This is a genomic window from Enterobacter cloacae complex sp. 2022EL-00981 (assembly GCF_028737495.1).
Lineage (GTDB): Bacteria > Pseudomonadota > Gammaproteobacteria > Enterobacterales > Enterobacteriaceae > Enterobacter > Enterobacter cloacae.
Genome location: NZ_JAQZRK010000004.1, coordinates 250655 through 271618 on the forward strand (window position 1 = coordinate 250655; position 20964 = coordinate 271618).

The window sequence follows — 20964 nt, forward strand, 5'->3', positions numbered from 1 at the left end:
CCACCGGGAGAGGGTAGGGTGAGGGTTGTTTAACCCATGACCACAACGTCTACCTTCTCCTTTACCCATCGTCCCCTCGTTCCGTTTGCCCATGATTACGTTCATGGTGACAGCGAGCCGTGGCACCAGCACGATTGTGCCCAGCTGCTGCACACCCTGAGCGGGGTGGTAAGAGTGGATACCGCATCGGGCTGTTGGGTTGTTCCGCCGGGCCGTGGCGTCTGGCTGCCAGCAGGAACGCAACACTCGCTTCGCATCACCGGCAACGTGGCGGCGCGTACGCTGTTTATCGATCCGCTGGCGCGGGCCGATCTCCCTGCAACCTGCCAGATCGTGCAGATCTCGTCGCTGTTACGCGAACTGATCCTCGCTTCCCTGCTGCTTGATGAGTCTTACTCGCCGGGGAGCCGCGACGAGCGGGTGTATGAGCTGATTCTGGATGAGATCCGTTTGATGCCAGTGCTGCCGTTTCATCTGCCGGAGCCGGAAAGCGAGCCGTTACGCCAGCTTTGCCAGCGGATCCGCCAGGCACCCGGTGAAAGCTGGAGCAGTACTGAGGCGGCGAGCTGCGCAGGCATGAGCGAGCGCACACTGAACCGTCATTTTCAACAGCAGACCGGTTTACGCTACGCAGAGTGGTTGAGAAGGGCGCGCCTGCTGGAGGCGTTGCAACGGCTGGCTCAGGGGCAGCCCGTGTTACGCGTGGCTCTGGATCTGGGCTACGGTAGCCACAGCGCCTTTACCGCGATGTTTCGCCGGGTGATGGGGACATCACCCAGCGATTACTTCAAAGACAGCTCACCGCATTAAACAGCGCCTGGAGCGAGGCGCGCGCCACGTCACTGTCAATGCCCACTCCCCAGCGGCTGCTGCCGTCCTGGAACAGGCAGCGGATGTAAGCCACCGAGCGGCTGTCGCTGCGCTCCCCCAGCGTATGTTCGTGGTAGTCTTTAATCACAAACGGGGTGTTGAGCCAGCGGCTTAACCCACTGGCTGCCGCGGATAACAGCCCGTTGCCCTGGCCTTCAAGCTGGCGCGTTGCGCCCTGCGTCACGACGCTTGCCGTCAAACGTAACTGACCGTCCTGCTGACTGTCGCTGCGATAAGATTGCAGGGCAAAGTGTGGGTCTGCGACCAGCCCGTAGCGGCTGCGAAACAGCTGCCACAGGGCGTGCTGCGTCATCTCTTTACCATGGCGATCGGTCTCCTGCTGCACATGCTGGCTAAAATCCTGCTGCAACGCGCGGGGCAACTTCAGACCATGATTCTGCTCGATGAGCCAGGCGCTGCCGCTTTTCCCGGACTGGCTGTTAACCCTGATCACCGCTTCATACGTGCAGCCGATATCCTGCGGATCGACGGGCAGGTACGGCATCTCCCAGCGCTCGCCCGGTTTGCGGGCATCAAAGCCTTTTTTGATGGCGTCCTGATGCGAGCCCGAGAAGGCGGTATAGGCCAGCCGTCCCGCCCACGGATGGCGCGGGTGTACCGGAAGCTGGTTGCAGGCTTCCACCACTTCTACCACCCGGTTCATATCGCTAAAGTTGAGATTCGGGCTGATCCCCTGGCTGTAGAGATTCATCGCCAGCGTTACCAGGCAGACGTTACCCGTGCGTTCGCCGTTGCCAAACAGACAGCCTTCCACCCGGTCCGCACCCGCCATCACCGCCAGCTCCGCGCTGGCCACGCCGGTGCCGCGGTCATTATGCGGGTGAACGCTGATGCAAACATCGGTGCGACGGCTAAAGTGGCGGCAGAAATACTCGATCTGATCGGCATACACGTTTGGCGTGCTGACCTCCACGGTGGCCGGTAAGTTGATCACCATGGGCCGTTCGGCGCAGGGCTGCCAGATCTCCGCCACCGCTTCACAAATCTCCAGCGCAAACTCCGGCTCGGTAAAGCAGAAGGTCTCCGGGGAGTATTCGTACTGCCAGCGGGTCTCCGGGTTCTCTTCGCACAGCGTGCGGATAAGCCGCGTGGAGCGTGTTGCCAGCTCAACGATTTGCGCTTTCTCCAGGCCGAACACCAGGCGGCGAAACAGCGGGGCGGTGGCGTTATACAGATGGACGGTGGCCTGTTTCGCGCCACGTAACGATTCAAAGGTGCGGACGATCAGGTCTTCCCGTGCCTGGGTTAATACCTGAATTGTGACGTCATCCGGGATGCGATTCTCTTCAATCAACTGGCGAACAAAGTTGAAATCCGTCTGCGAGGCAGAAGGAAAGGCAACTTCAATCTCTTTAAACCCGCAGCTTAACAGCAGATCCCAGAACTGCAGCTTGCGCGTGCTGTCCATGGGTTCGGCCAGGGCCTGGTTGCCATCGCGTAAATCGGTTGAGAGCCAGCGCGGGGCATGGGTGATGCGTTGCTCAGGCCAGCGACGGTCGGGAAGAGAAATAACGGGATAAGGCTGGTACTTGTCGGCGGGTGTGTTCAGCATGATGCGCTCCTGTTGTCTTTTCACTATCGTGAATCGATTTCAGGAGCGCTGCTTTATCGGATGTGACAATTGCTGTCGCGTTTTGGACAACAGCGCGGGTTTTGCCGGATGTGCACATATCGTAGGCCCGGTAAGCGTAGCGCCACCGGGCATTTCACGCAGAGGACTAGTGCGCGCCACCCCCTCCACCGCCGGCACCAAACGGCGGTCTGGCAAACCACACCAGCCCCAGCAGGACGATGAAGATCCCCGCGGATATCCAGAAAATCTCGTTAGCCGAGATAATCAGCCCCTGGTTGGTGATCTGCTGGGCAATCCAGCCGGACGCCTGCTGTTCCGTCATGCCCATCCCCTGAAGTTGGCTATACATCTGCTGCGCATTCGGGTTGTACGGATTTACCGCTTCGGTCAGCTGCGCATGGTGCATCGATTCCCGGTTTGTCCACAGCGTGGTGGTGATCGATGTCCCGATGGAGCCCGCTAATGTACGGGTAAAGTTCGACAGGCTCGACGCGGCCGCCAGACGCTCAGGCGGTAAGCCAGACAGCGTGATGGTGGTCAGCGGCATAAAGAAGCACGCTACCGCGAAGCCCTGAATAAACTGCGGCCACGCAGAGGCGCCAAAGTCCATCCCCGGTTCAAAGGTATACGCCCGCCAGTAGAAGCACACCGCATACATAATGAAGCTGAAGGTCACCAGCCTGCGCATATCGAGCTTATGGGCAAAGCGGCCAATGATTGGCGACAGCAGCACCGGGATCACCCCAACAGGCGCAGAGGCCAGACCCGCCCAGGTCGCGGTATAGCCATACACCTCCTGCAGCAGCTGCGGCAGCAGAACAATCGCGCCGAAGTAGAGCATATAGGCGAGGCTGATACACAGACAGCCGATGGTGAAATTTCGCGACTTAAACAGCGAGAGATCGACTATCGGGTTGTCGTCGGTCAGCTCCCAGACAATCAGGAAGCTCAGCGACACCACCGCGACAATGGTCAGGATGATGATCTCCTGCGAGTTGAACCAGTCCAGCTCCTTACCCCGGTCGAGCATGATCTGCAGACTGCCGATACCGAGGATCAGCAGCGCCAGACCAATGCTGTCGATTCGCCGCTGTTCGGTACGGGTCTCACGACCGCGCAAGGATTGCAGCGTCATCAGAACCACAACCGCTCCAATCGGAACGTTGATGAAGAAGATCCAGCCCCAGTGGTAGTTATCGCTGATGTACCCGCCGAGAATCGGCCCGCAGATAGGCGCGACGATCACGGTCATTGACCACAGCGCCAGCGCGACGGAGCGTTTTGCAGGCGGGTAGTTACTCAGCAGCAAACTTTGCGAAAGGGGGATCAGCGGCCCGGCGACAATCCCCTGGATGACGCGGAAGAAAATCAGCATCGTCAGGCTGCTGGACATCCCGCACGCCCAGGAGGCCAGCACAAACGCCACCGTTGACCACAGGAACAACTTCACCTCACCGACGCGCTTCGCCAGCCAGCCGGTAATCGGAATGGAGATGGCGTTTGCCACCCCGAACGAGGTAATGACCCAGGTTCCCTGGCTCAATGACGAGCCAAGGTTCCCGGCGATCGTCGGGATCGCCACGTTTGCGATGGTGGAGTCCAGCACCTGCATGAATGTCGCCAGCGACAGCGCAATGGTCATAATGACCAGCTGCGCGCCTTCCAGCGGTTTTTGCGGCTTTTGCTGTTGCATAACGCTCACCTTCGGATTAACCGGCGTTTGCCTTCACGATGTCATCGATCAGCTTGTTGACCGGATCGAGGCTAATTTCACGGGCGTTACTTTCATAAGCCGGGGTGCTGCGTACCTGGCTTGCCAGGATCTGGCCGTCGCGGTTAGCGGTATCCACCGTTACCAGCGTGGAGAGGCCAATACGCAGCGGATGGTCTGCCAGCTGTTTAGGATCAAGCTCGATACGCACAGGCAGACGCTGCACCACTTTGATCCAGTTACCGGTGGCGTTTTGCGCAGGCAGCAGCGAGAAGGCGCTGCCGGTACCCATATCCAGACCCACCACTTTACCGGTGTACTTCACGTCGTCGCCGTAAATGTCGCTGATAACAGTTGCGGTCTGGCCGATACGCATATGGGCAAGCTGCGTCTCTTTGAAGTTCGCATCAACCCACAGATTGTCCGCCGGCACGACCGCCATCAGCGGCGTGGTTGGGCTGATCTGCGCGCCTGGCTGTACGGAACGACGGGAGACGTAGCCGGTCATCGGGCTGACGATTTTGGTACGCTGCAGGGCAAGCCATGCGTTACGCACTTCGGTCGCCGCCTGTTGTACCGCAGGCTGGTTTTCAAGGCTGGTACCGAGAATCATCGCCTGGTTTGCGTTGTACTGCTGAATAGCCACATCCAGCTGCGCCTGGGCGCTGGCAACGGCATCGCGGGCGTGCTGCAGCTCTTCACGGCCAATCAGATTGGCCGTGCCGAGCGGCACGCGACGGTTCAGGTCGCTCTGTGCCTGGGCGAGTGCGGTTTTCTGCACGTCGATGTTGGCCTGCAGCTGCTTACTGTTGATCATCAGCTGACGGGTCTGACGCACGCTGGAGGCCAGCGCGGTCTGTGCTTTTTCAAACGCCTGTTGAGCGTCGGTCGGATCCAGCGTGACCAGCACATCCCCTTTTTGCACAAAGTCGGTATTGTCAGCCCAGACTTTCGTCACGCTGCCCGACACCTGCGCCATAATTTGTACCTGATTCCCTGCCACGTATGCGTCGTCTGTCTCTTCTGCATGACGCAATACTAAAAACCAATAGATCCCATATGCCACGGCAATAATGATAAAGAGCAAGGTCAACAGAAGAAGGGCGCTCTTACGTTTGCCTTTCTTGTTGGCCGGTTGCTGCGGGGTTGTGTTCTCCGCATTTGCGCTCATTGTTGTTCTCCACGATCTTCTTATTTTCACATCGGCTGAGCCGACCTGTTGTCAGAAAGGCCAGCAGTGTCACGTGCTGGCCTGTCAGTTTTCTTTTATTAAATCTGGATGTTCGAGCGTGTCGTCGCGTTAGCGCAGCGCCTCAAGGATGGCGCCATCTTCATCCATCTGATCCAGACGGGTGAGCAGCTTGCGAGTGATGTGCTCAAGCTGGTCGCGCTCGCTTGTGCTGAGAACAGACCAGAGTTTGTGCAGGCAGTTGTGCTGAGGTGGCAGCACCTCACGCAGGAATTGGTGACCTTTGTCGGTCAGTTGCAGATGCAGGCAACGGCGGTCGTTATCGCTTTCACGGCGTTCAATCCAGCCGCGCTTTTCCAGCTCATCAGCGATACGGGTGGCGTTAGTACGGGACGAACCCAGCGCGCAGCTTAGCTCAGACGGCTGAATACTGTGATTTTCCTGAGACTCCAGCGTAATCAACGCCATAAACAACGTCTCGTTAATCCCTTGAGCTTTCAGCATCTTATTACGGTTATCCAGCAGTTTCCCCTGCATGTGCATGCACAGGCGGGTCAGCAGGATTTCCTGATACGGGAAGTCCTCATGACGACTGGCGCGGAATTTAAGCATTTGTTCAATGGGCGTAAACGAACTATCCATTTGGGCATAACCTCATTAATTACAGCCGATATAGTAACGATAGTGACAAATAATGTAAATGAATTATTTGTGCGGTTAAATCCGCCAAACTAATGTCACTATCAGAAAGCGCCGGGTAAGTCCGTGACCCGGTGAGCACAGAAAGAGAGGGGGGTGAACCCGCGAAAGAGAGGATGTGAGGACAGGGGTCTGAACTATTCATGCCGTTTGAAAATATGTCACCCACATTAAAATTTCTGGGATAAATGATTACGTTTACATTAACAGAGTGAGGGGCCCCTTTACACCCTAAGAGGCCCAAAGCTATGTAAAACTTAGTGAATGGCTTCCTGACGATGGTATCCGCGCCACCATACTACCAGGTTTAGTGCGGCGACAACGGCTCCTGTCGCGCACACGCCTGTCCACCCGCCATGCTGCCACGCCGAGGCGGAAATTAACGAGCCCGCAGCACCGCCGATGAAGTAGCTGGTCATGTACCCGGCAGTAAGACGGTTTCGCGCGTCTGGCTTCAAGCGGTAAATCACGGTCTGGTTAGTGATATGCACGCCCTGTACGGTGAGGTCGAGCACCAGAATGCCGACGATCAGCGCCAGCACGGAGGTATGACCGTACCAGATGGCCGCCCAGGAGAGCAGAAGCAGCACCAGTCCCGCGCTGGTGGTCATGTGAGATTTGCCCTTATCGGCCAGCCCGCCTGCCGGACGCGCGCCGAGGGCCCCCGCCGCACCGGCCAGACCAAACAGACCAATCACCCCTTCGGAATAGTTAAATGGCGGTGCAGCCAGCAGAAAGGCCATCGACGTCCATAAGATGCTGAAGTTGGCGAAGGTGAAACATCCCAGCAGCGCGCGGGTGCGCAGGAGTTTATCCCGGGTAAAGAGGCTGAACACGGAGGCCAGAAGCTGAGGGTAGTTCAGGTGATTTTCCTGCTTCACCTTCGGCAAGCCGCGCCAGAGCGCGAGCGCCATCACCACCATCAGCACGCTTGCCACCCAGTAGACGGTACGCCAGCCGCCAAGGCTGGCCAGCAGACCTGCTACGGTACGTGCCAGCAGTATCCCCAGCAGCAGGCCGCTCATGATAGTGCCCACCACTTTGCCGCGCTTTTCCGGTGCGGCGAGGGTGGCGGCCAGTGGAACCAGAATTTGCGCCACCACGGAGAACAGACCCGTCAGCGCGGTGCCGATAATCATCATTGTTAAAGAGTGGCTGCTGGCGGTGATCAGCATGCCGCCTGCGGCCAACAGGGTCATGGAGACAATCAGCATCCGGCGCTCAAACATGTCGCCGAGCGGCACCAGGAACAGCAGCCCGGCGGCATAGCCGAGCTGCGCGGCGGTGACAATAAAGCCTGCCGAGCTGGCAGAAAGGTTAAACGCCCGGGCGATGGTATCAAGCAGAGGTTGAGCGTAGTAGTTACTGGCGACCGCCAGACCCGTTGCCACGGACATTAAAAGAATAAGCGCGGGGCTAAGCCCCTGAGATGTTTTTGTCATGGGTTTCAGAAATCATTAGTTAAGTGATTATTTTTCCGGAAACAATAATAACCAATGATTGTGAAGGATGGGGGATTGTTGGGTGATGGATTGTGCGGTTTAGGGGATGGTGCGGTCTGGTGCCCTCACCCCGGCCCTCTCCCACATGGCTGAGGGTTCCCCAGTAATTTTTTACCGGAAGCGACGAAAGTTGTTTCAGAAAAATTAATGACTTACAGCGACGCCCTGGTCCGGCTGTAAATCGCTGAGGCGTTTCCTGCAGGCCGGGGCGAGGCGCATGGATGCGCCGAGAGGGCGGCTTTACAGGGACGTTACATCCGCCCGTCCCCGATAAGCCGGAAGGAATAAGCCGAGGGCACCGCGAAGCGGCGATTTACCGCCGGGAGCCCGGGTCGCCAGGGCGGCGGCGATTGAGCCGCCCTGGCACGTTCACGGATCATATTGTTGCAGAGTAGCAAGGAACATGAAGTGAACGGAATGACCTCCATAGCCGTATGTTCCCCCTCACCCCAGCCCTCTCCCAAAGGGAGAGGGGGCCGTCTGTGCAGGCATTATTGATGGGGATCCCTCTCCCACAGGGAGAGGGAATGATTAAGAGAACCGGGGTGAGGGGAAAAACTTACTTCTGCGCCTCAAGCGCTTCCTTCACCCAGCCATCAAACTGCTGCTGGTGGGCTTTAATCCAGCCGTCAACGTGGCCCTTCACATCCGCCTCAGACGATTTGCCCGCGTGCATCATCGCATTCTGGGCGTTGATGTCCGCCAGCGGCAGCTTCATTACCGAGAACAGTTTGGCGGCGGCCGGGTTTTTCTCCGCCCAGGCTTTGTTGGCGACGATATGCATCGTATTCACCGGGAAGCCATAGTTCATGCCGTTCGGCAGTTTGGTGTCGATATCTTTCTGCTCGCCCGGCAGGGAGGAGAACGGCACCTGCAGCCACACCACATCTTTACCCGGTTTCAGCACGTCGCTCACCCAGTACGGGGTCCAGGTGTAATAAATCACCGGTTTGCCCTCTTTAAAGCGGGCGATGGTGTCGGCCATCATCGCTGAGTAGTTGCCGTGGCTCACGTCGACGGTTTTCGCCAGACCGTACGCTTTGTTCTGGTGGTTAATCACCGCTTCACAACCCCAGCCCGGCGAGCAGCCCATCATATCGGCTTTGCCGTCGCCGTTAGTGTCGAACAGTTTGGCGATCTTCGGATCTTTCAGCTGCTCAATATTGGTGATGTGGTACTGGTCGGCGGTTTTCTTGTCGATCAGATAACCCTGCGCCGCACCGGTCACGAAGGTGCCTTCACGGTAGAACTTCTTATCACCGCCAGCCGCGGCGTACATATCGTCGTGCAGCGGCTGCCAGTTGACGGCAGTGAAGGTCGCATCACCGGAGGCAATCGAGGTGTAGCCGACGTTGTAATCCACTTCGCTCGGCGTATTGACCGTATAACCCAGCTTCTCCAGCGCGCGGCTGACGATAAGCGTCTGGAAGCTCTCTTCCGAAATGGTGCTCTGCACCGGCTGCACGGTAATGCCTTTACCCGGCAGGTCCGCGGCGAATGCGCTGGTGGAGACAAGGGTGGCAAACGCTGTGGCAAAAAGTACCTTATGTCGCATCGTTGTTCCTTATTTTCTGAATGGGCGGGTGAGTAACCCGACAGGGCCGGTGGTATACCAGCGACGGTTGCCGCGACTGCGTGAATCACGACCGACAGCCTGGGTCAGGCGGTCAAGGATAATGGCGAGGATCACAATGCCCACGCCGCCGACGGTCGCCAGCCCCATATCGAGGCGGCCAATACCGCGCAGTACCATTTGACCCAGCCCGCCAACGGCAATCATCGAGGCGATCACCACCATCGAGAGCGCCAGCATCAGCGTCTGGTTAACCCCCGCCATGATGGTGGGCATTGCCAGCGGGAGCTGAACCTTAAACAGCATCTGCCGCGGGCTGGCACCGAACGAACGGGAGGCCTCAATCAGATCCGCAGGCACCTGGTTAATCCCGAGTATTGTCAGACGAATAATCGGCGGCAGGGCGAAGATAATGGTCACCACCACGCCCGGCACGTTGCCGATACCGAACAGCATGACGATGGGCACCAGATAAACGAACGCTGGCGTGGTTTGCATCGCATCCAGCAGCGGACGAACGATCTTCGCCGCCCGTGGACTGCGCGCCAGCCAGATCCCCGTAGGCAAACCAATGACAATGCAGAAGAGCAGGGCGGTCAACACCAGTGCCAGGGTGATCATCGCCTGCGACCACGCGCCAATGGCACCAATCGCAATCAACGAGATCAGCGTGGCGATCCCCATGCCTGCGCTACCAAACTGCCAGGCGATCAGCGAGAACAGTACAATCGCCACCGGCGCGGGCATGCCCAGCATCAGCTGCTGGAAGCCGTTGAGGATGTAATCCACCGGAACGCGGATCCCCTGGAAGACGGGACGGAAATGGGTAACCACCCAGTCGATCCCCTCCGTTACCCAGCTGTCCAGAGGGATCAGCGTTTTGTGGAACGGATCCATAATATTGAAATGTTCTGGTGCCGGTGCTGGCGCATTATTGAGCCAGTCTGCCGCGCCACCGCCATCGGCCGGTGCTGGCGTGGAACCCCACGCATCGGCAGATTGCGCAGCGCTGTCTGCTGCCTCTGTGGTGCCCCACGGGTTAGATTGATCAGCCATGGTTTGCCCCCTCGCGATCTAAAGCCTGCAGCAACATCCGTTTTGAGATGATGCCGACGTACTGTTGTTCTTCACCAATAACCGGCACGGCACAGGGTGCCTGGCCGACGTGAGAGAGCAACTCGCTGAGCGGCGTTTCGGCATCCACGGCAAGCGGAGCGTCAATTAACGCCGCATCAATTCCCTGGTTTTCGCTGAGCGCGGTTTTGAGAGAATCGATGGAGACAACGCCGACAAATTTATTGCCGCGTTCAACCAGATAACCGTATTCACGGTCTTCGTCCTGCAGAAGCTTAAGAGCAGAGCGCGGACCGAAACCTGGCGTTTTACGAATAATGCCGTTCGGGGTACGACGGGCAATATCTTTGGCGCTAAACACCTGGCTAATATCCACGCCGCGGAAGAAGGTCCGCACATAATCATTTGCCGGATTATTCAGAATTTCATCCGGTGTACCGACCTGCACCACTTCGCCATTTTGCATAATGGCAATGCGGTCGCCAATACGCATGGCTTCATCGAGATCGTGAGAAATAAAGACAATGGTGCGCTGGTGTCTGGCCTGTAATTTTACCAGCTCATCCTGCATCTCGGTGCGAATTAAGGGATCAAGCGCCGAGAAGGCTTCATCCATTAATAAAATATCGGGATTAATGGCTAATGCGCGGGCTAAACCTACACGCTGACGCATGCCGCCGGAAAGCTCATCCGGATACGCATGGGCATAATTTTCAAGCCCCACCTGGCGCAATGCATCAAGTGCTTTTTCCTGACGTTCGCTGGCGGCAACGCCCGCTAATTCCATACCAAAGGCGGTATTATCCAGTACCGTCATATGCGGCATCAGGGCGAACGACTGGAAGACCATCGCAATCTTTTTTCTGCGCACCTCGCGAAGTTCGGCATCTGATATTTTGGCAATGTCTACACCATCAATCAGGACCTGCCCACGGGTGGGTTCAATCAGGCGATTGAGAAGGCGAACCATAGTGGATTTACCCGAACCGGATAACCCCATGATGACAAAAATCTCGCCTTCTTCAATGGCCAGACTGGCGTCTTTAACGCCAAGCGATAGCCCGGTTTTTTCCAGAATTTGCTCTTTCGAAAGGCCTTTTTCAATATATTTGAATGCGCGCTGCGGATGCTCGCCAAATATTTTATAAAGATTCTTCACTTCTAATTTAATTGCCATGCAATAGAGAGTGTCCTGTTATTTGTTTATGTCGATATGATTACCATGGTAAATTGTTAACGGGCATAACCCTAACATACTCAGATTCTAAGGCAACCCTGGGTTTGCTTATGGGTTGAATTTTGCAGTAAGCGAAACGGCTGAATTTCCCATGAGTAAAGGGCTGAGCGCGATCTGAATTTTTGTGAATTTTTTGCTGCGCCATCGGGAGAATTCGCCTGGATCGGAGTGATTCAGGCGAATATGTCGTGGAGATGACAGTGTAGCTGAAGGAGAAATATCCGGAAGGAAATTGGAATATTTATATTTAATTAATGAACGTTAAGGCGCTCATTAAAAATCCCAGTCCTCATCTTCTGTTTCCACCGCTTTACCCATCACATACGATGAGCCGGACCCGGAAAAGAAGTCGTGGTTTTCATCAGCGTTGGGGGAGAGCGCCGCCAGAATTGCCGGGTTCACGTCGGCCATTTCCGGCGGGAACAACGCCTCGTAGCCGAGGTTCATCAGCGCCTTATTGGCGTTGTAACAGAGGAAGGCTTTTACCTCCTCTTCCCAGCCGGTTCCGGCGTAGAGCTCTTCGGTATAGCTCAGTTCGTTATCATAGAGATCCATCAGCAAATCAAGGGCAAATCCTTTTAGCTCCTCGCGTCTGGCATCACTGACTTTCTCCAGCCCTTTCTGGTACTTATAGCCGATGTAATACCCATGCACCGCTTCATCCCGGATGATGAGGCGAATGAGATCGGCGGTGTTAGTGAGTTTGCCGCGGCTCGACCAGTACATCGGCAGCCAGAAGCCGGAGTAGAAGAGGAATGATTCCAGAAACACGCTGGCGATTTTCTTTTTCAGCGGCTCATCGGCCTGATAATAATCCAGCACCAGGTTGGCCTTGCGCTGCAGTGACTCGCTCTCTTCACTCCAGCTGTAGGCCGCATCCACATCTTTGGTCTGGCACAGCGTCGAGAAGATCGAACTGTAGGAGCGGGCGTGCACCGCTTCCATAAAGCTGATGTTCGACATCACCGCCTCTTCGTGCGGCGTCAGCGCATCGGCCATCAGTGCGGGGGCGCCAACGGTATTCTGGATGGTGTCCAGCAGCGTCAGACCGGTAAAGACGCGAATTGTCAGCTGCTGCTCGGCATGACTCAGGGTTTGCCAGGCCGGAATATCGTTAGAAAGCGGCACTTTTTCCGGCAGCCAGAAGTTGCTGGTCAGGCGGTTCCACACCTCCAGGTCCTTATCATCCTGAATGTGGTTCCAGTTAATCGCACTCACGCGTGACAGTTTCATCCTTTCTCCTTACAGCGCGCAGGACACGCAGCCTTCGATTTCGGTGCCTTCCAGCGCAAGCTGGCGCAGGCGAATGTAATAGAGCGTTTTAATGCCTTTCTTCCAGGCATAAATCTGTGCTTTGTTGATATCCCGCGTGGTGGCCGTGTCCGGGAAGAAGAGCGTCAGCGACAGGCCCTGATCCACGTGCCGGGTTGCTTCGGCGTAGGTATCGATGATTTTTTCCGGGCCAATTTCATACGCGTCCTGATACAGCGCCAGGTTCTCATTGGTCATAAACGGGGCGGGGTAGTAGACGCGCCCGGTTTTGCCCTCCTTGCGGATCTCAATTTTCGACACAATCGGGTGAATGCTCGACGTGGCGTGATTGATATAGGAGATAGAGCCGGTGGGCGGCACCGCCTGCAGGTTCTGGTTATAGATGCCGTGGCGCATCACATCGTCACGCAGCTGCTGCCACATTTCGCGCGTGGGCAGAACGATCCCGGCGCGGGCAAATAACGCGCGCACTTTCTCCGTTTTCGGCTGCCAGTCGCCCTCCAGGTACTGACTGAAATATTCCCCGCTGGCATAGCGCGACTGCTCAAAGCCCGCGAAGCGCTGGTTGCGCTCGCGCGCCAGCATCATTGAAGTGTGCAGCGCATGCCAGGTGATGGTGTAAAAATAGAGGTTGGTGAAATCCAGCCCTTCCGGGCTGCCGTAGGCGATGCCTTCCCGCGCCAGATAGCCGTGCAGGTTCATCTGGCCCAGGCCGATGGCGTGTGACGCGGCGTTGCCTGCCTCAATGGACGGCACGCTGCGGATATGACTCATGTCTGATACTGCCGTCAGGCCGCGAACTGCCGTGTCGACCGTACGGCCAAAATCAGGTGAATCCATGGTGTGGGCAATATTCAGCGACCCGAGGTTGCAGGAGATATCTTTGCCGATGTCGGCGTAGTCCAGATTCTCGTCATAAGTGGACGCGCTGTTGACCTGCAAAATCTCCGAACAGAGGTTGCTCATGTTGATGCGCCCGGCAATCGGGTTCGCACGGTTTACCGTGTCTTCATACATGATATACGGGTAGCCGGACTCAAACTGGATTTCGGCAAGCCGCTGGAAGAAATCGCGGGCGTTGATGTATTTTTTGCGAATGCGATCGTCGGCAACCAGCTCGTCGTAAAGCTCGCTTATCGCCACGTCGCCAAACGCTTTGCCGTAAATTCGCTCGATGTCATACGGCGAGAACAGCGCCATGTCGGCATTCTCTTTGGCGAGCTTAAAGGTGATATCCGGGATCACCACGCCGAGCGACAGGGTTTTGATACGGATTTTTTCGTCGGCGTTTTCGCGTTTGGTATCCAGAAAACGCAGAATGTCCGGGTGGTGGGCGTGCAGGTAGACCGCCCCGGCCCCCTGACGCGCGCCAAGCTGGTTGGCGTAGGAGAAGGCATCTTCCAGCATCTTCATCACCGGGATCACGCCGGATGACTGGTTCTCAATGCGCTTAATTGGCGCACCCGCTTCACGCAGGTTAGACAGTAAAAACGCCACGCCGCCGCCGCGTTTGGACAGCTGCAGCGCCGAATTCACCGCGCGGCCAATCGACTCCATATTGTCTTCTATACGCAGCAGGAAACAGGAGACCAGCTCGCCGCGCTGGGCCTTGCCGCAGTTAAGGAAGGTCGGGGTGGCTGGCTGGAAGCGCCCGGAGAGGATCTCTTCCGTCAGCTGTTCAGCCAGGGCTTCATCGCCCTGGGCCAGGGTCAGCGCCACCATCACTACGCGATCCTCAAAGCTTTCAAGGTAGCGTTTGCCGTCAAAGGTTTTCAGGGTGTAGCTGGTGTAATACTTCCAGGCGCCCAGAAACGTCTGGAACCGAAAACCGCTGGCGTGGGCCCGCTCAAATAACCTGACCACAAAGGCGCGGTTGTAACGGGAGAGCACGCGTTCTTCGTAATACCCTTCGTTGACCAGGTAGTCGAGACGCTCATCCTGGCTGGCGAACGTCACGCTGTTTGGACGGACGTGGGCGGCAAAAAAGGCGTCCACGGCGTCATGATCTTTACCAAACTGGATGCGCCCCTCGCGATCGTAGAGGTTAAGCATCGCGTTTAAGGCGTGGTAGTCCGGTGTCGCCTGCATTACGCGTTCTGCGGTTGTCGTTGCCAAAATTCGTTCACTCCTTTACGCATGTTCTCTACGTCCTGCTGTGTCCCCATCAGTTCAAAGCGATAGAGATACGGCACGCCGCATTTTTGAGAGATGACATCCCCGGCGCGACCAAAGGCGTCGCCGAAATTACGATTGCCCGCCGCAATCACGCCGCGAATAAGCGCGCGGTTATGGGGATCGTTGAGAAAGCGGATCACCTGACGCGGTACCGCACCTGCCGTACCGCCGCCGCCATAGCTGGGAACCACCAGAATGTAAGGGTCGTCTACCTGAATACGCTCCCGCTCGTTGAGCGGAATGCGCACCGCAGGCAGCCCGACGCGCTCAATAAAGCGGAGCGTGTTTTCCGAGCTGCTGGAGAAGTAGACCAGCCCACTCATGCCCTTGCGGCCTGCGCGGCGAGGCGGTTAATCATGTCCGGGCGAAAGCCAGACCAGCTGGTTTCCCCGGCCACCACCACTGGCAGCTGGCGAAATCCCTGGGCACGCAGAGTATCGGCAGCCTCGGGCACCAGATCGATATTCACTATCTCAAAGTCCACCCCGCGGCTTTCCATAGCGCGTTTGGTCGCGTGGCACTGAACACAATCGTTACGAGTGTAAATAATAATGCTCATGATTCGTATTTCCATTTAAAATGAGAGAACGGCGCGAAGCATCGCGTCAGGTTGTGTGTGTCTTGCTAAAGGGAATACTAGATGTAGTTGTGCTAAGTTTCAACCATACAAGATATGGGAAATTCAGATTGATGGCGCCCCAATGATGAGCACAGCGGGGCAGGGCAGGCTGCACGGGTTTTTCAGGCTTTCAGGCAAAGAAAAGCCCCGGCGCCAGAGGCAACCGGGGCTGATAACGCGTGCTTACTTACGCAGGCTAAGCAGGGCGCCAACAAAAATACCCACCGCCGCGACCGTACCCAGGGTACACAGCGGTTTTTCACGAACGAAGGTGGTGGCGCAACTTGCCATGTCGCAGGCAGCCTGGGTGGCACGAGAGCGGCCATGCATCCGGGCGCGTGTTTCACGCAGCAGAGACTGAGCCTTACGTTTTGCGGCCTCCGCATCGTCCTTCGCATCGGAGCCCCAGGATTTCAGCACCTCCTCCAGCGTGTCCGCTAATCTGCTGACATCATTACGAATATCCTGAGCGTCGTCGTTAATATCGTTTTGGTTCGGTCTGTTAAACATACGATCCTCCATAATTTTGTCTTCCGGTTTAGTTTAGTTCAGAAATTTAATATCTGAAGCGAGTCACGACTCATCAGGCCGTTTATGGAATATTCTGAAAGCCCTGCTAATGCTGAATACTGTAAGGTTGCCGGGCAGGAAAAGATAACGAGGAAAAGATATGTATTTACGACCGGATGAGGTGGCGCGCGTTCTTGAAAAAGCGGGATTCACCATGGATGAAGTGACGCCAAAAGCGTATGGCTATCGCCGTGGCGAGAATTATGTTTACGTGAATCGTGAAGCCAGAATGGGGCGTACCGCTCTTATTATTCACCCGACGCTGAAAGACAGAAGTCTGTCATTTGCTGAGCCTGCCTCGGATATTAAAACCTGCGATCACTACCAGCAATTTCCGCTCTATTTAGGCGGCGAGACGCACGAGCATTATGGTATTCCGCATGGTTTTAGCTCGCGTACGGCGCTGGAGCGGTTTCTGAAGGGACTGTTTGGCGACGCACAATAATACTGCGACTGGCATACGCCAGTCGCTTCATATCAGGCTTTTGCCTGGCTGTACTGGCTGACCCTGAACAGGCGACGACAGTAGTCGAGGAAATAGCCATACACCGCGCCCATCAACATCGAAATCACGATATTTGAGCTCACCGCTGCGGCAATCTGATGCCAGTCCGCCCCCACCGTCAACAGGATCGCCACATACACAGGCGACTGAAACGTCACATAGGCCAGCACATCTGCCAGGTTTTTCATCCAGCCAGACGGGCTGATGCGGCGGGCGAAGCGCATCACGGCATCACGGTATAAGCCGTAAGGCCAGGCGATAATAATGTTCACCGGGATCGCTACCAGACGCGAAGAAAGTGACTGCTCGAAGGTCATTCCGGAGAGGAATATTTCAATCAGCATGTTCACGACGGAACAGTAGACAACCATCGCGAAAGTATCCGCTACCGCGTGGCGCAGGCGAGATTGCGGTGAGAACATGGCTGAACTCCTTGAGACGCACAAAAGTGATGTTCTTAGTGGTTTGGGTTGGTTTGTTTGACGTGTATAGCGTATCTCTCTGTCTTTAAACTAACAACTAGTGATAAATTTTTATTTATGCGCGTTTTATCCACAAAATCCTCTTAAGTTGGTTGTTTTTTGCTCGCTTCGTTATTTTGTTTCTCGTATGTCTTTTTGTCGAGAAAAATCAATCAGTTGATTGGTTTGTTACAGAGGCGATAACGCGGAGCTCCGTGTGCAGTACACCGTTCTGTGATTTGTCTTAAAACTGACCGTTTATATTGGTGTAATGATTTATTTCACACACGCTGGCAACGCTTTTAGCGGATATATAAATGGCGTCTTTTAAGATATTTACAATAATGACAAAAAGCGTCGATGGGTGGATATTGCGTGAGAAATGAATTATTCTTCCCTTTGATTATACGACTCACCACTTAAAAGGTTTTCAAATAATATGTCTTTGACGTTACAGAATCTTAATAATATCCGAACTCTGCGTGCGATGGCGCGTGAATTATCCCTGGACGTTCTTGAGGAAATGCTGGAAAAAGTCAGGGTCGTTGCTGAAGAGAAACGTAGTGAGCAGGCGGAATTAGAGCAACAGCGTGCTGAGCAGCAGGAGAAAATTAATGCTCTGCTGGAACGGATGAAAGCCGATGGTATTTCACCGTCCGATCTGCTGGGTGTAGAGCTGGCGCATGCGGGTAAATCGGCGAAAAAACGTAAGCCGCGTGAAGCAAAATATCGCTTTATTGACCAGAACGGTGAAGAGAAAACGTGGACCGGTCAGGGCCGCACGCCGAAGCCTATTGCCAATGCGCTGGAAAACGGCAAATCACTGGATGATTTTCTGATCTAATGCGTGAGCCGGGCGGAAGACTCCGCCCGGTTGTCTGTTTAGCAGACGCCAAAATCACCGTCTTCGGTGTACAGCGCAACATCCGCTGCTTTCAGGGTATATTTCTCGCCCTGCTCATTGCTGGCCTGAACGGCCACAATGCTATCCCCATTCACTTCGAGCACTTTCAGTTTCGGGCCGCCCTGACGCGGTTGCACATAATCACCGACAGAAAACATAGAACCTCCTCATCGTTTTAGCGATCTTCACTGTAGCCCACGTCACACGCCGGGTACAGCAGGGTTCATCGATTACTGCTTATGAGGTATGTCTGTTCCACGGCATCACCTTGAGCAGTCTTGCCATGCCGCAAAATCCGGTCAGGCCAGCAAACAGAAGCCCGGCCCCGACAAAACCGCTCAGCAGGAAGAAGCCGCTGGAGAGCGTATAGCCCAGCACCACGCCGCACAGAATCAGCAGCCCGGCAGCAATTTGCACCTGACGCATCAGCGGCAGCGGCTGGGATTTATCTTCTACGGTCGGCAGTCCGGCCTGTTTCCAGCCCTGAATACCGCCCTCGACCACCAGGGCCTGAGCAGGCGACGCCGCCTGGGCAAGACGTGCGGCGTTGTTCGATGTTCTGGCCCCGGACTGGCAGTGAAAAATCACCGTTTCACCCGCCCCGGCGTTCAGTGCGCCGGGTAAGGTGTCCAGTGGCACGGACTGTGCGACGGGAATATGCTCGCGGGCATATTCGTCAGGATCGCGAATATCAATCAGCTTTGCGCCGTCATCAATAAGCGCGTTTGCCTGCTGTGGCGTAATCAGAGGAAGAGACATGGTGTTTCCTTACGGTCGTGATTTATGTAGTAGAGTATTTAAAGAAGGATTTAAGCCAGTGTAAAGAGGGTAAAGGCAGGTAAAAGCGCGCCAGCCGAATGGCAGTTACCCGTAAACTGGCTACGCTTAGAGATGTCTCTTTTATAATTTTCAATTGGTTAGCTTGCACGGAGTCTTTATGGGTTTTTGGCGTGTTGTTTTTACGATTATTCTCCCGCCGCTGGGCGTACTGCTTGGCAAGGGACTGGGCTGGGCGTTTATCCTGAATATCCTTCTGACCATACTGGGCTACTTCCCTGGACTTATCCACGCGTTTTGGGTTCAGACGAGAAACTAGGTACGCCACAGTAAGTCGCTGTAGATCCCGGTCAGTACGCCCTGCGGGCCGAACTGCTGTTTGATCCAGCGCGTAACCTGGCCGGTCGCCGCATGCTGCGTGGCAAGCAGCATGCGCGAATCCTGACGCGGGTTATTGATGCGTCGTGTCACCAGCAGCCCGTCCGCTACGGCCTCCCGGGCCATGTATTCCGGTAAAAAACCGATCCCTTCCCCCAGAATCTGACACTGGCATTTGGTGTTAAAATCCGGCACCAGAATCGCCTCCTGCCCGTGCAGCAGCCAGCCGACCTTCTTATTAATGGTATGCGCGGTGTCCTCCACCATGATGTTCGGGTAGAGGCGCAGCTGGCTTTCCGCGATCGGTTCCGGGACAAACGCCAGCGGGTGTTCCGGCGCGATGGCGAATACCCAGCGGATAGCGCCAATCTCCGTGTAATCAATGCCGCCGCCGTCAAGAAGCGTATCCGGCGCGCCAATCGCGATATTGGCCTGGTTATTGATGATTGAGTCCCAGACGCCGTTATAGACCTCCGTGGTGACGGTGATCTGGCAAGTGGGAAACTGCTTTTTCAGCACCTGCAGCAGCCGCGCGGTATGACGTGGGGTATACAAAAGCTGATTGATGCAGATGCGTACCCGCGCCTCGATGCCCTGAGAGATGGTGTCTATCCCACGCCTGATAGCATAGAAATCGTTCAGCAGATCGGTAGCCTTGCGGTAAAAGTAAAAGCCGGACTCGGTCAGCTCGATGCTGCGGGTGTTACGCACAAACAGCACCACGTCCAGCCCGGTCTCCATACGTTTGATTGTGTAACTGATGGCCGACGTGGTCACACCCAGCTCGGCGGCGGCTTTGCTGAAACTGCCAAAACGCGCCGCCGTGGTGAAGGCCAGCAGATTCTCTTCAGTAAAGATGGAATTCATATTACGGCTCCGGGTTACCATCAGTTTTGAACATATTTTAACAGCGGCGCAACAACGCATTTGACGGCGGTCACAGTTCTGATGTTTAGCTACAGGCCTTGTTATGCAAGGCTTCTTTGGTCATAAGCAAAATGCCGTGAATGGCCTGAAAAAACGCTTACCCATAAGAAAAAGGTTGCACAGACGCACGTTTTGGCTGAACCGTTGAATTTAACTCAACAATGAATTGCCTGTCGATGAATGATTTTTAAGCGGATTCTTTTCTGAAAGGGCTGTTGCTATTCTCAGGTCATCAGCAACACACCATCGGGAGTCTGTATGTCTGCGAACGAACTTGTGACGGAATTTTTACTGGCGGCAGAGCAGGGTAATGTCGACGCGCTAAAAGCCTGCCTTGAGAAAGGTGTCGATATTAACGCCACCAACCGTCAGAAAAGAACCGCCATTGTTATTGCCAGCCTGAAAAAACATTACCCCTGTGTCGCGTTATTAATTGACGCCGGTGCGGATATAGATAAACAGGACCAGACCTGTTTTAATCCCTTCCTGATAAGCTGCCTGACCAATGATTTAACCCTGCTGCGGCTTGTTCTGCCCGCCAACCCGGATCTGGACCGTCTGACGCGCTTCGGCGGAGTGGGGATTACGCCCGCCAGTGAGAAAGGACATGTGGAAATTGTCCGCGAGCTGCTGGAAAAGACCGATATTAACGTTAATCACACCAACTTCGTCGGCTGGACGCCGCTGCTGGAAGCCATTGTCCTGAATGACGGCGGCCCGAAACAGCAGGCGATCGTGAAGCTGCTGCTGGACCACGGTGCGAATCCGCACATGACCGATAAATACGGTAAAACCCCGCTCGAACTGGCGCGGGAAAAAGGCTACCACGCGATAGCTGACCTGCTGCTGGCGGCGGGCGCGTAATTTATTCGGCCAGCCTGTTTCCGGCTGGCCCCCATTTCAAACGTATTTTTCCGACGTGCATTT

Annotated in this window: 22 protein-coding genes; 5 read left to right on the forward strand and 17 right to left on the reverse strand. The window is 55.6% G+C overall.

The features are described 5' to 3' along the window. Positions 1-36: 36 nt before the first annotated feature. The gene (locus tag PUZ33_RS06225; protein WP_013098431.1) at positions 37-810 is read left to right on the forward strand and encodes an AraC family transcriptional regulator; all 774 of its coding nucleotides are present in this window, start codon (positions 37-39) and stop codon (positions 808-810) included. Here PUZ33_RS06225 and leuA read toward each other — a convergent pair. The 13 genes from leuA to PUZ33_RS06290 form a co-directional block, all read right to left on the reverse strand. Continuing rightward, positions 788-2443: a 2-isopropylmalate synthase gene (leuA, locus tag PUZ33_RS06230; RefSeq protein ID WP_058680916.1), complete on the reverse strand. Its 1656-nt coding sequence runs from the start codon at positions 2441-2443 to the stop codon at positions 788-790. The genes PUZ33_RS06225 and leuA overlap by 23 nt on opposite strands. A 166-nt stretch (positions 2444-2609) precedes the next feature. Continuing rightward, positions 2610-4157, reverse strand: coding sequence for a multidrug efflux MFS transporter permease subunit EmrB (gene emrB / locus PUZ33_RS06235; RefSeq protein WP_013098429.1), 1548 nt, complete (start codon positions 4155-4157; stop codon positions 2610-2612). A gap of 16 nt (positions 4158-4173) precedes the next feature. Beyond that, a complete protein-coding gene (gene emrA / locus PUZ33_RS06240; protein WP_013098428.1) occupies positions 4174-5346 on the reverse strand; it encodes a multidrug efflux MFS transporter periplasmic adaptor subunit EmrA in 1173 nt (390 codons plus the stop codon). Between the two features lie 129 nt (positions 5347-5475). Beyond that, the gene (gene mprA / locus PUZ33_RS06245; RefSeq protein ID WP_013098427.1) at positions 5476-6006 is read right to left on the reverse strand and encodes a transcriptional repressor MprA; all 531 of its coding nucleotides are present in this window, start codon (positions 6004-6006) and stop codon (positions 5476-5478) included. A 314-nt stretch (positions 6007-6320) separates the two neighbouring features. Then, complete coding sequence (locus tag PUZ33_RS06250) at positions 6321-7505, reverse strand: MFS transporter (RefSeq protein ID WP_058680915.1); 1185 nt, start codon at positions 7503-7505, stop codon at positions 6321-6323. A gap of 619 nt (positions 7506-8124) precedes the next feature. Then, positions 8125-9120 carry a glycine betaine/L-proline ABC transporter substrate-binding protein ProX gene (gene proX / locus PUZ33_RS06255; RefSeq protein ID WP_013098425.1) on the reverse strand — a complete coding sequence of 332 codons (996 nt, stop codon included), beginning with the start codon at positions 9118-9120 and terminating at the stop codon, positions 8125-8127. 9 nt (positions 9121-9129) lie between these two features. Then, positions 9130-10194, reverse strand: coding sequence for a glycine betaine/L-proline ABC transporter permease ProW (gene proW / locus PUZ33_RS06260; protein ID WP_013098424.1), 1065 nt, complete (start codon positions 10192-10194; stop codon positions 9130-9132). Next, on the reverse strand, positions 10187-11389 hold the full coding sequence (gene proV, locus PUZ33_RS06265) for a glycine betaine/L-proline ABC transporter ATP-binding protein ProV (RefSeq protein WP_058680914.1): 1203 nt from the start codon (positions 11387-11389) through the stop codon (positions 10187-10189). Before proV ends, proW begins: the two co-directional genes overlap by 8 nt. A gap of 333 nt (positions 11390-11722) precedes the next feature. Beyond that, positions 11723-12682: a class 1b ribonucleoside-diphosphate reductase subunit beta gene (gene nrdF / locus PUZ33_RS06270; protein WP_020684925.1), complete on the reverse strand. Its 960-nt coding sequence runs from the start codon at positions 12680-12682 to the stop codon at positions 11723-11725. Between the two features lie 9 nt (positions 12683-12691). Continuing rightward, positions 12692-14836 carry a class 1b ribonucleoside-diphosphate reductase subunit alpha gene (gene nrdE, locus PUZ33_RS06275; RefSeq protein WP_058680913.1) on the reverse strand — a complete coding sequence of 715 codons (2145 nt, stop codon included), beginning with the start codon at positions 14834-14836 and terminating at the stop codon, positions 12692-12694. After that, positions 14809-15219: a class Ib ribonucleoside-diphosphate reductase assembly flavoprotein NrdI gene (gene nrdI / locus PUZ33_RS06280; RefSeq protein WP_058680912.1), complete on the reverse strand. Its 411-nt coding sequence runs from the start codon at positions 15217-15219 to the stop codon at positions 14809-14811. The genes nrdE and nrdI overlap by 28 nt, the downstream gene beginning before the upstream one ends. Next, positions 15216-15455, reverse strand: a complete 240-nt coding sequence (gene nrdH, locus PUZ33_RS06285) for a glutaredoxin-like protein NrdH (protein ID WP_058680911.1) — start codon at positions 15453-15455, stop codon at positions 15216-15218. Before nrdH ends, nrdI begins: the two co-directional genes overlap by 4 nt. Positions 15456-15698: 243 nt before the next feature. After that, positions 15699-16025: a DUF883 domain-containing protein gene (locus PUZ33_RS06290; protein WP_029883716.1), complete on the reverse strand. Its 327-nt coding sequence runs from the start codon at positions 16023-16025 to the stop codon at positions 15699-15701. 160 nt (positions 16026-16185) lie between these two features. Between PUZ33_RS06290 and PUZ33_RS06295 the strand changes: the two genes are divergently transcribed. After that, the gene (locus PUZ33_RS06295; RefSeq protein ID WP_274205307.1) at positions 16186-16530 is read left to right on the forward strand and encodes a DUF2002 family protein; all 345 of its coding nucleotides are present in this window, start codon (positions 16186-16188) and stop codon (positions 16528-16530) included. A 32-nt stretch (positions 16531-16562) separates the two neighbouring features. On the opposite strand, the gene alaE is transcribed toward PUZ33_RS06295, so the two are convergent. After that, positions 16563-17012 (reverse strand): L-alanine exporter AlaE, encoded by a 450-nt coding sequence (alaE, locus tag PUZ33_RS06300; RefSeq protein WP_013098416.1) that lies wholly within the window; start codon positions 17010-17012, stop codon positions 16563-16565. Between the two features lie 478 nt (positions 17013-17490). Here alaE and stpA point away from each other — a divergent pair, with 478 nt between their 5' ends. Further along, positions 17491-17895 carry a DNA-binding protein StpA gene (gene stpA / locus PUZ33_RS06305; protein WP_013098413.1) on the forward strand — a complete coding sequence of 135 codons (405 nt, stop codon included), beginning with the start codon at positions 17491-17493 and terminating at the stop codon, positions 17893-17895. A gap of 38 nt (positions 17896-17933) precedes the next feature. Here stpA and PUZ33_RS06310 read toward each other — a convergent pair whose 3' ends face one another. Together PUZ33_RS06310 and PUZ33_RS06315 are read right to left on the reverse strand one after the other, a co-directional pair. Continuing rightward, entirely contained in the window at positions 17934-18113 is a 180-nt protein-coding gene (locus PUZ33_RS06310; protein WP_023621597.1) for a hypothetical protein, read from the reverse strand. Between the two features lie 79 nt (positions 18114-18192). Further along, positions 18193-18714, reverse strand: coding sequence for a rhodanese family protein (locus PUZ33_RS06315; RefSeq protein WP_058678779.1), 522 nt, complete (start codon positions 18712-18714; stop codon positions 18193-18195). A 178-nt stretch (positions 18715-18892) separates the two neighbouring features. Between PUZ33_RS06315 and PUZ33_RS06320 the strand changes: the two genes are divergently transcribed. After that, the gene (locus tag PUZ33_RS06320; RefSeq protein WP_013098410.1) at positions 18893-19051 is read left to right on the forward strand and encodes a YqaE/Pmp3 family membrane protein; all 159 of its coding nucleotides are present in this window, start codon (positions 18893-18895) and stop codon (positions 19049-19051) included. On the opposite strand, the gene PUZ33_RS06325 is transcribed toward PUZ33_RS06320, so the two are convergent. Then, entirely contained in the window at positions 19048-19977 is a 930-nt protein-coding gene (locus PUZ33_RS06325) for a LysR substrate-binding domain-containing protein (RefSeq protein ID WP_020684930.1), read from the reverse strand. The genes PUZ33_RS06320 and PUZ33_RS06325 overlap by 4 nt on opposite strands. A gap of 318 nt (positions 19978-20295) precedes the next feature. On the opposite strand from PUZ33_RS06325, the gene PUZ33_RS06330 reads away from it, so the two are divergent. Then, the gene (locus PUZ33_RS06330; protein WP_014832999.1) at positions 20296-20901 is read left to right on the forward strand and encodes an ankyrin repeat domain-containing protein; all 606 of its coding nucleotides are present in this window, start codon (positions 20296-20298) and stop codon (positions 20899-20901) included. The last annotated feature ends 63 nt before the right edge of the window (positions 20902-20964 follow it).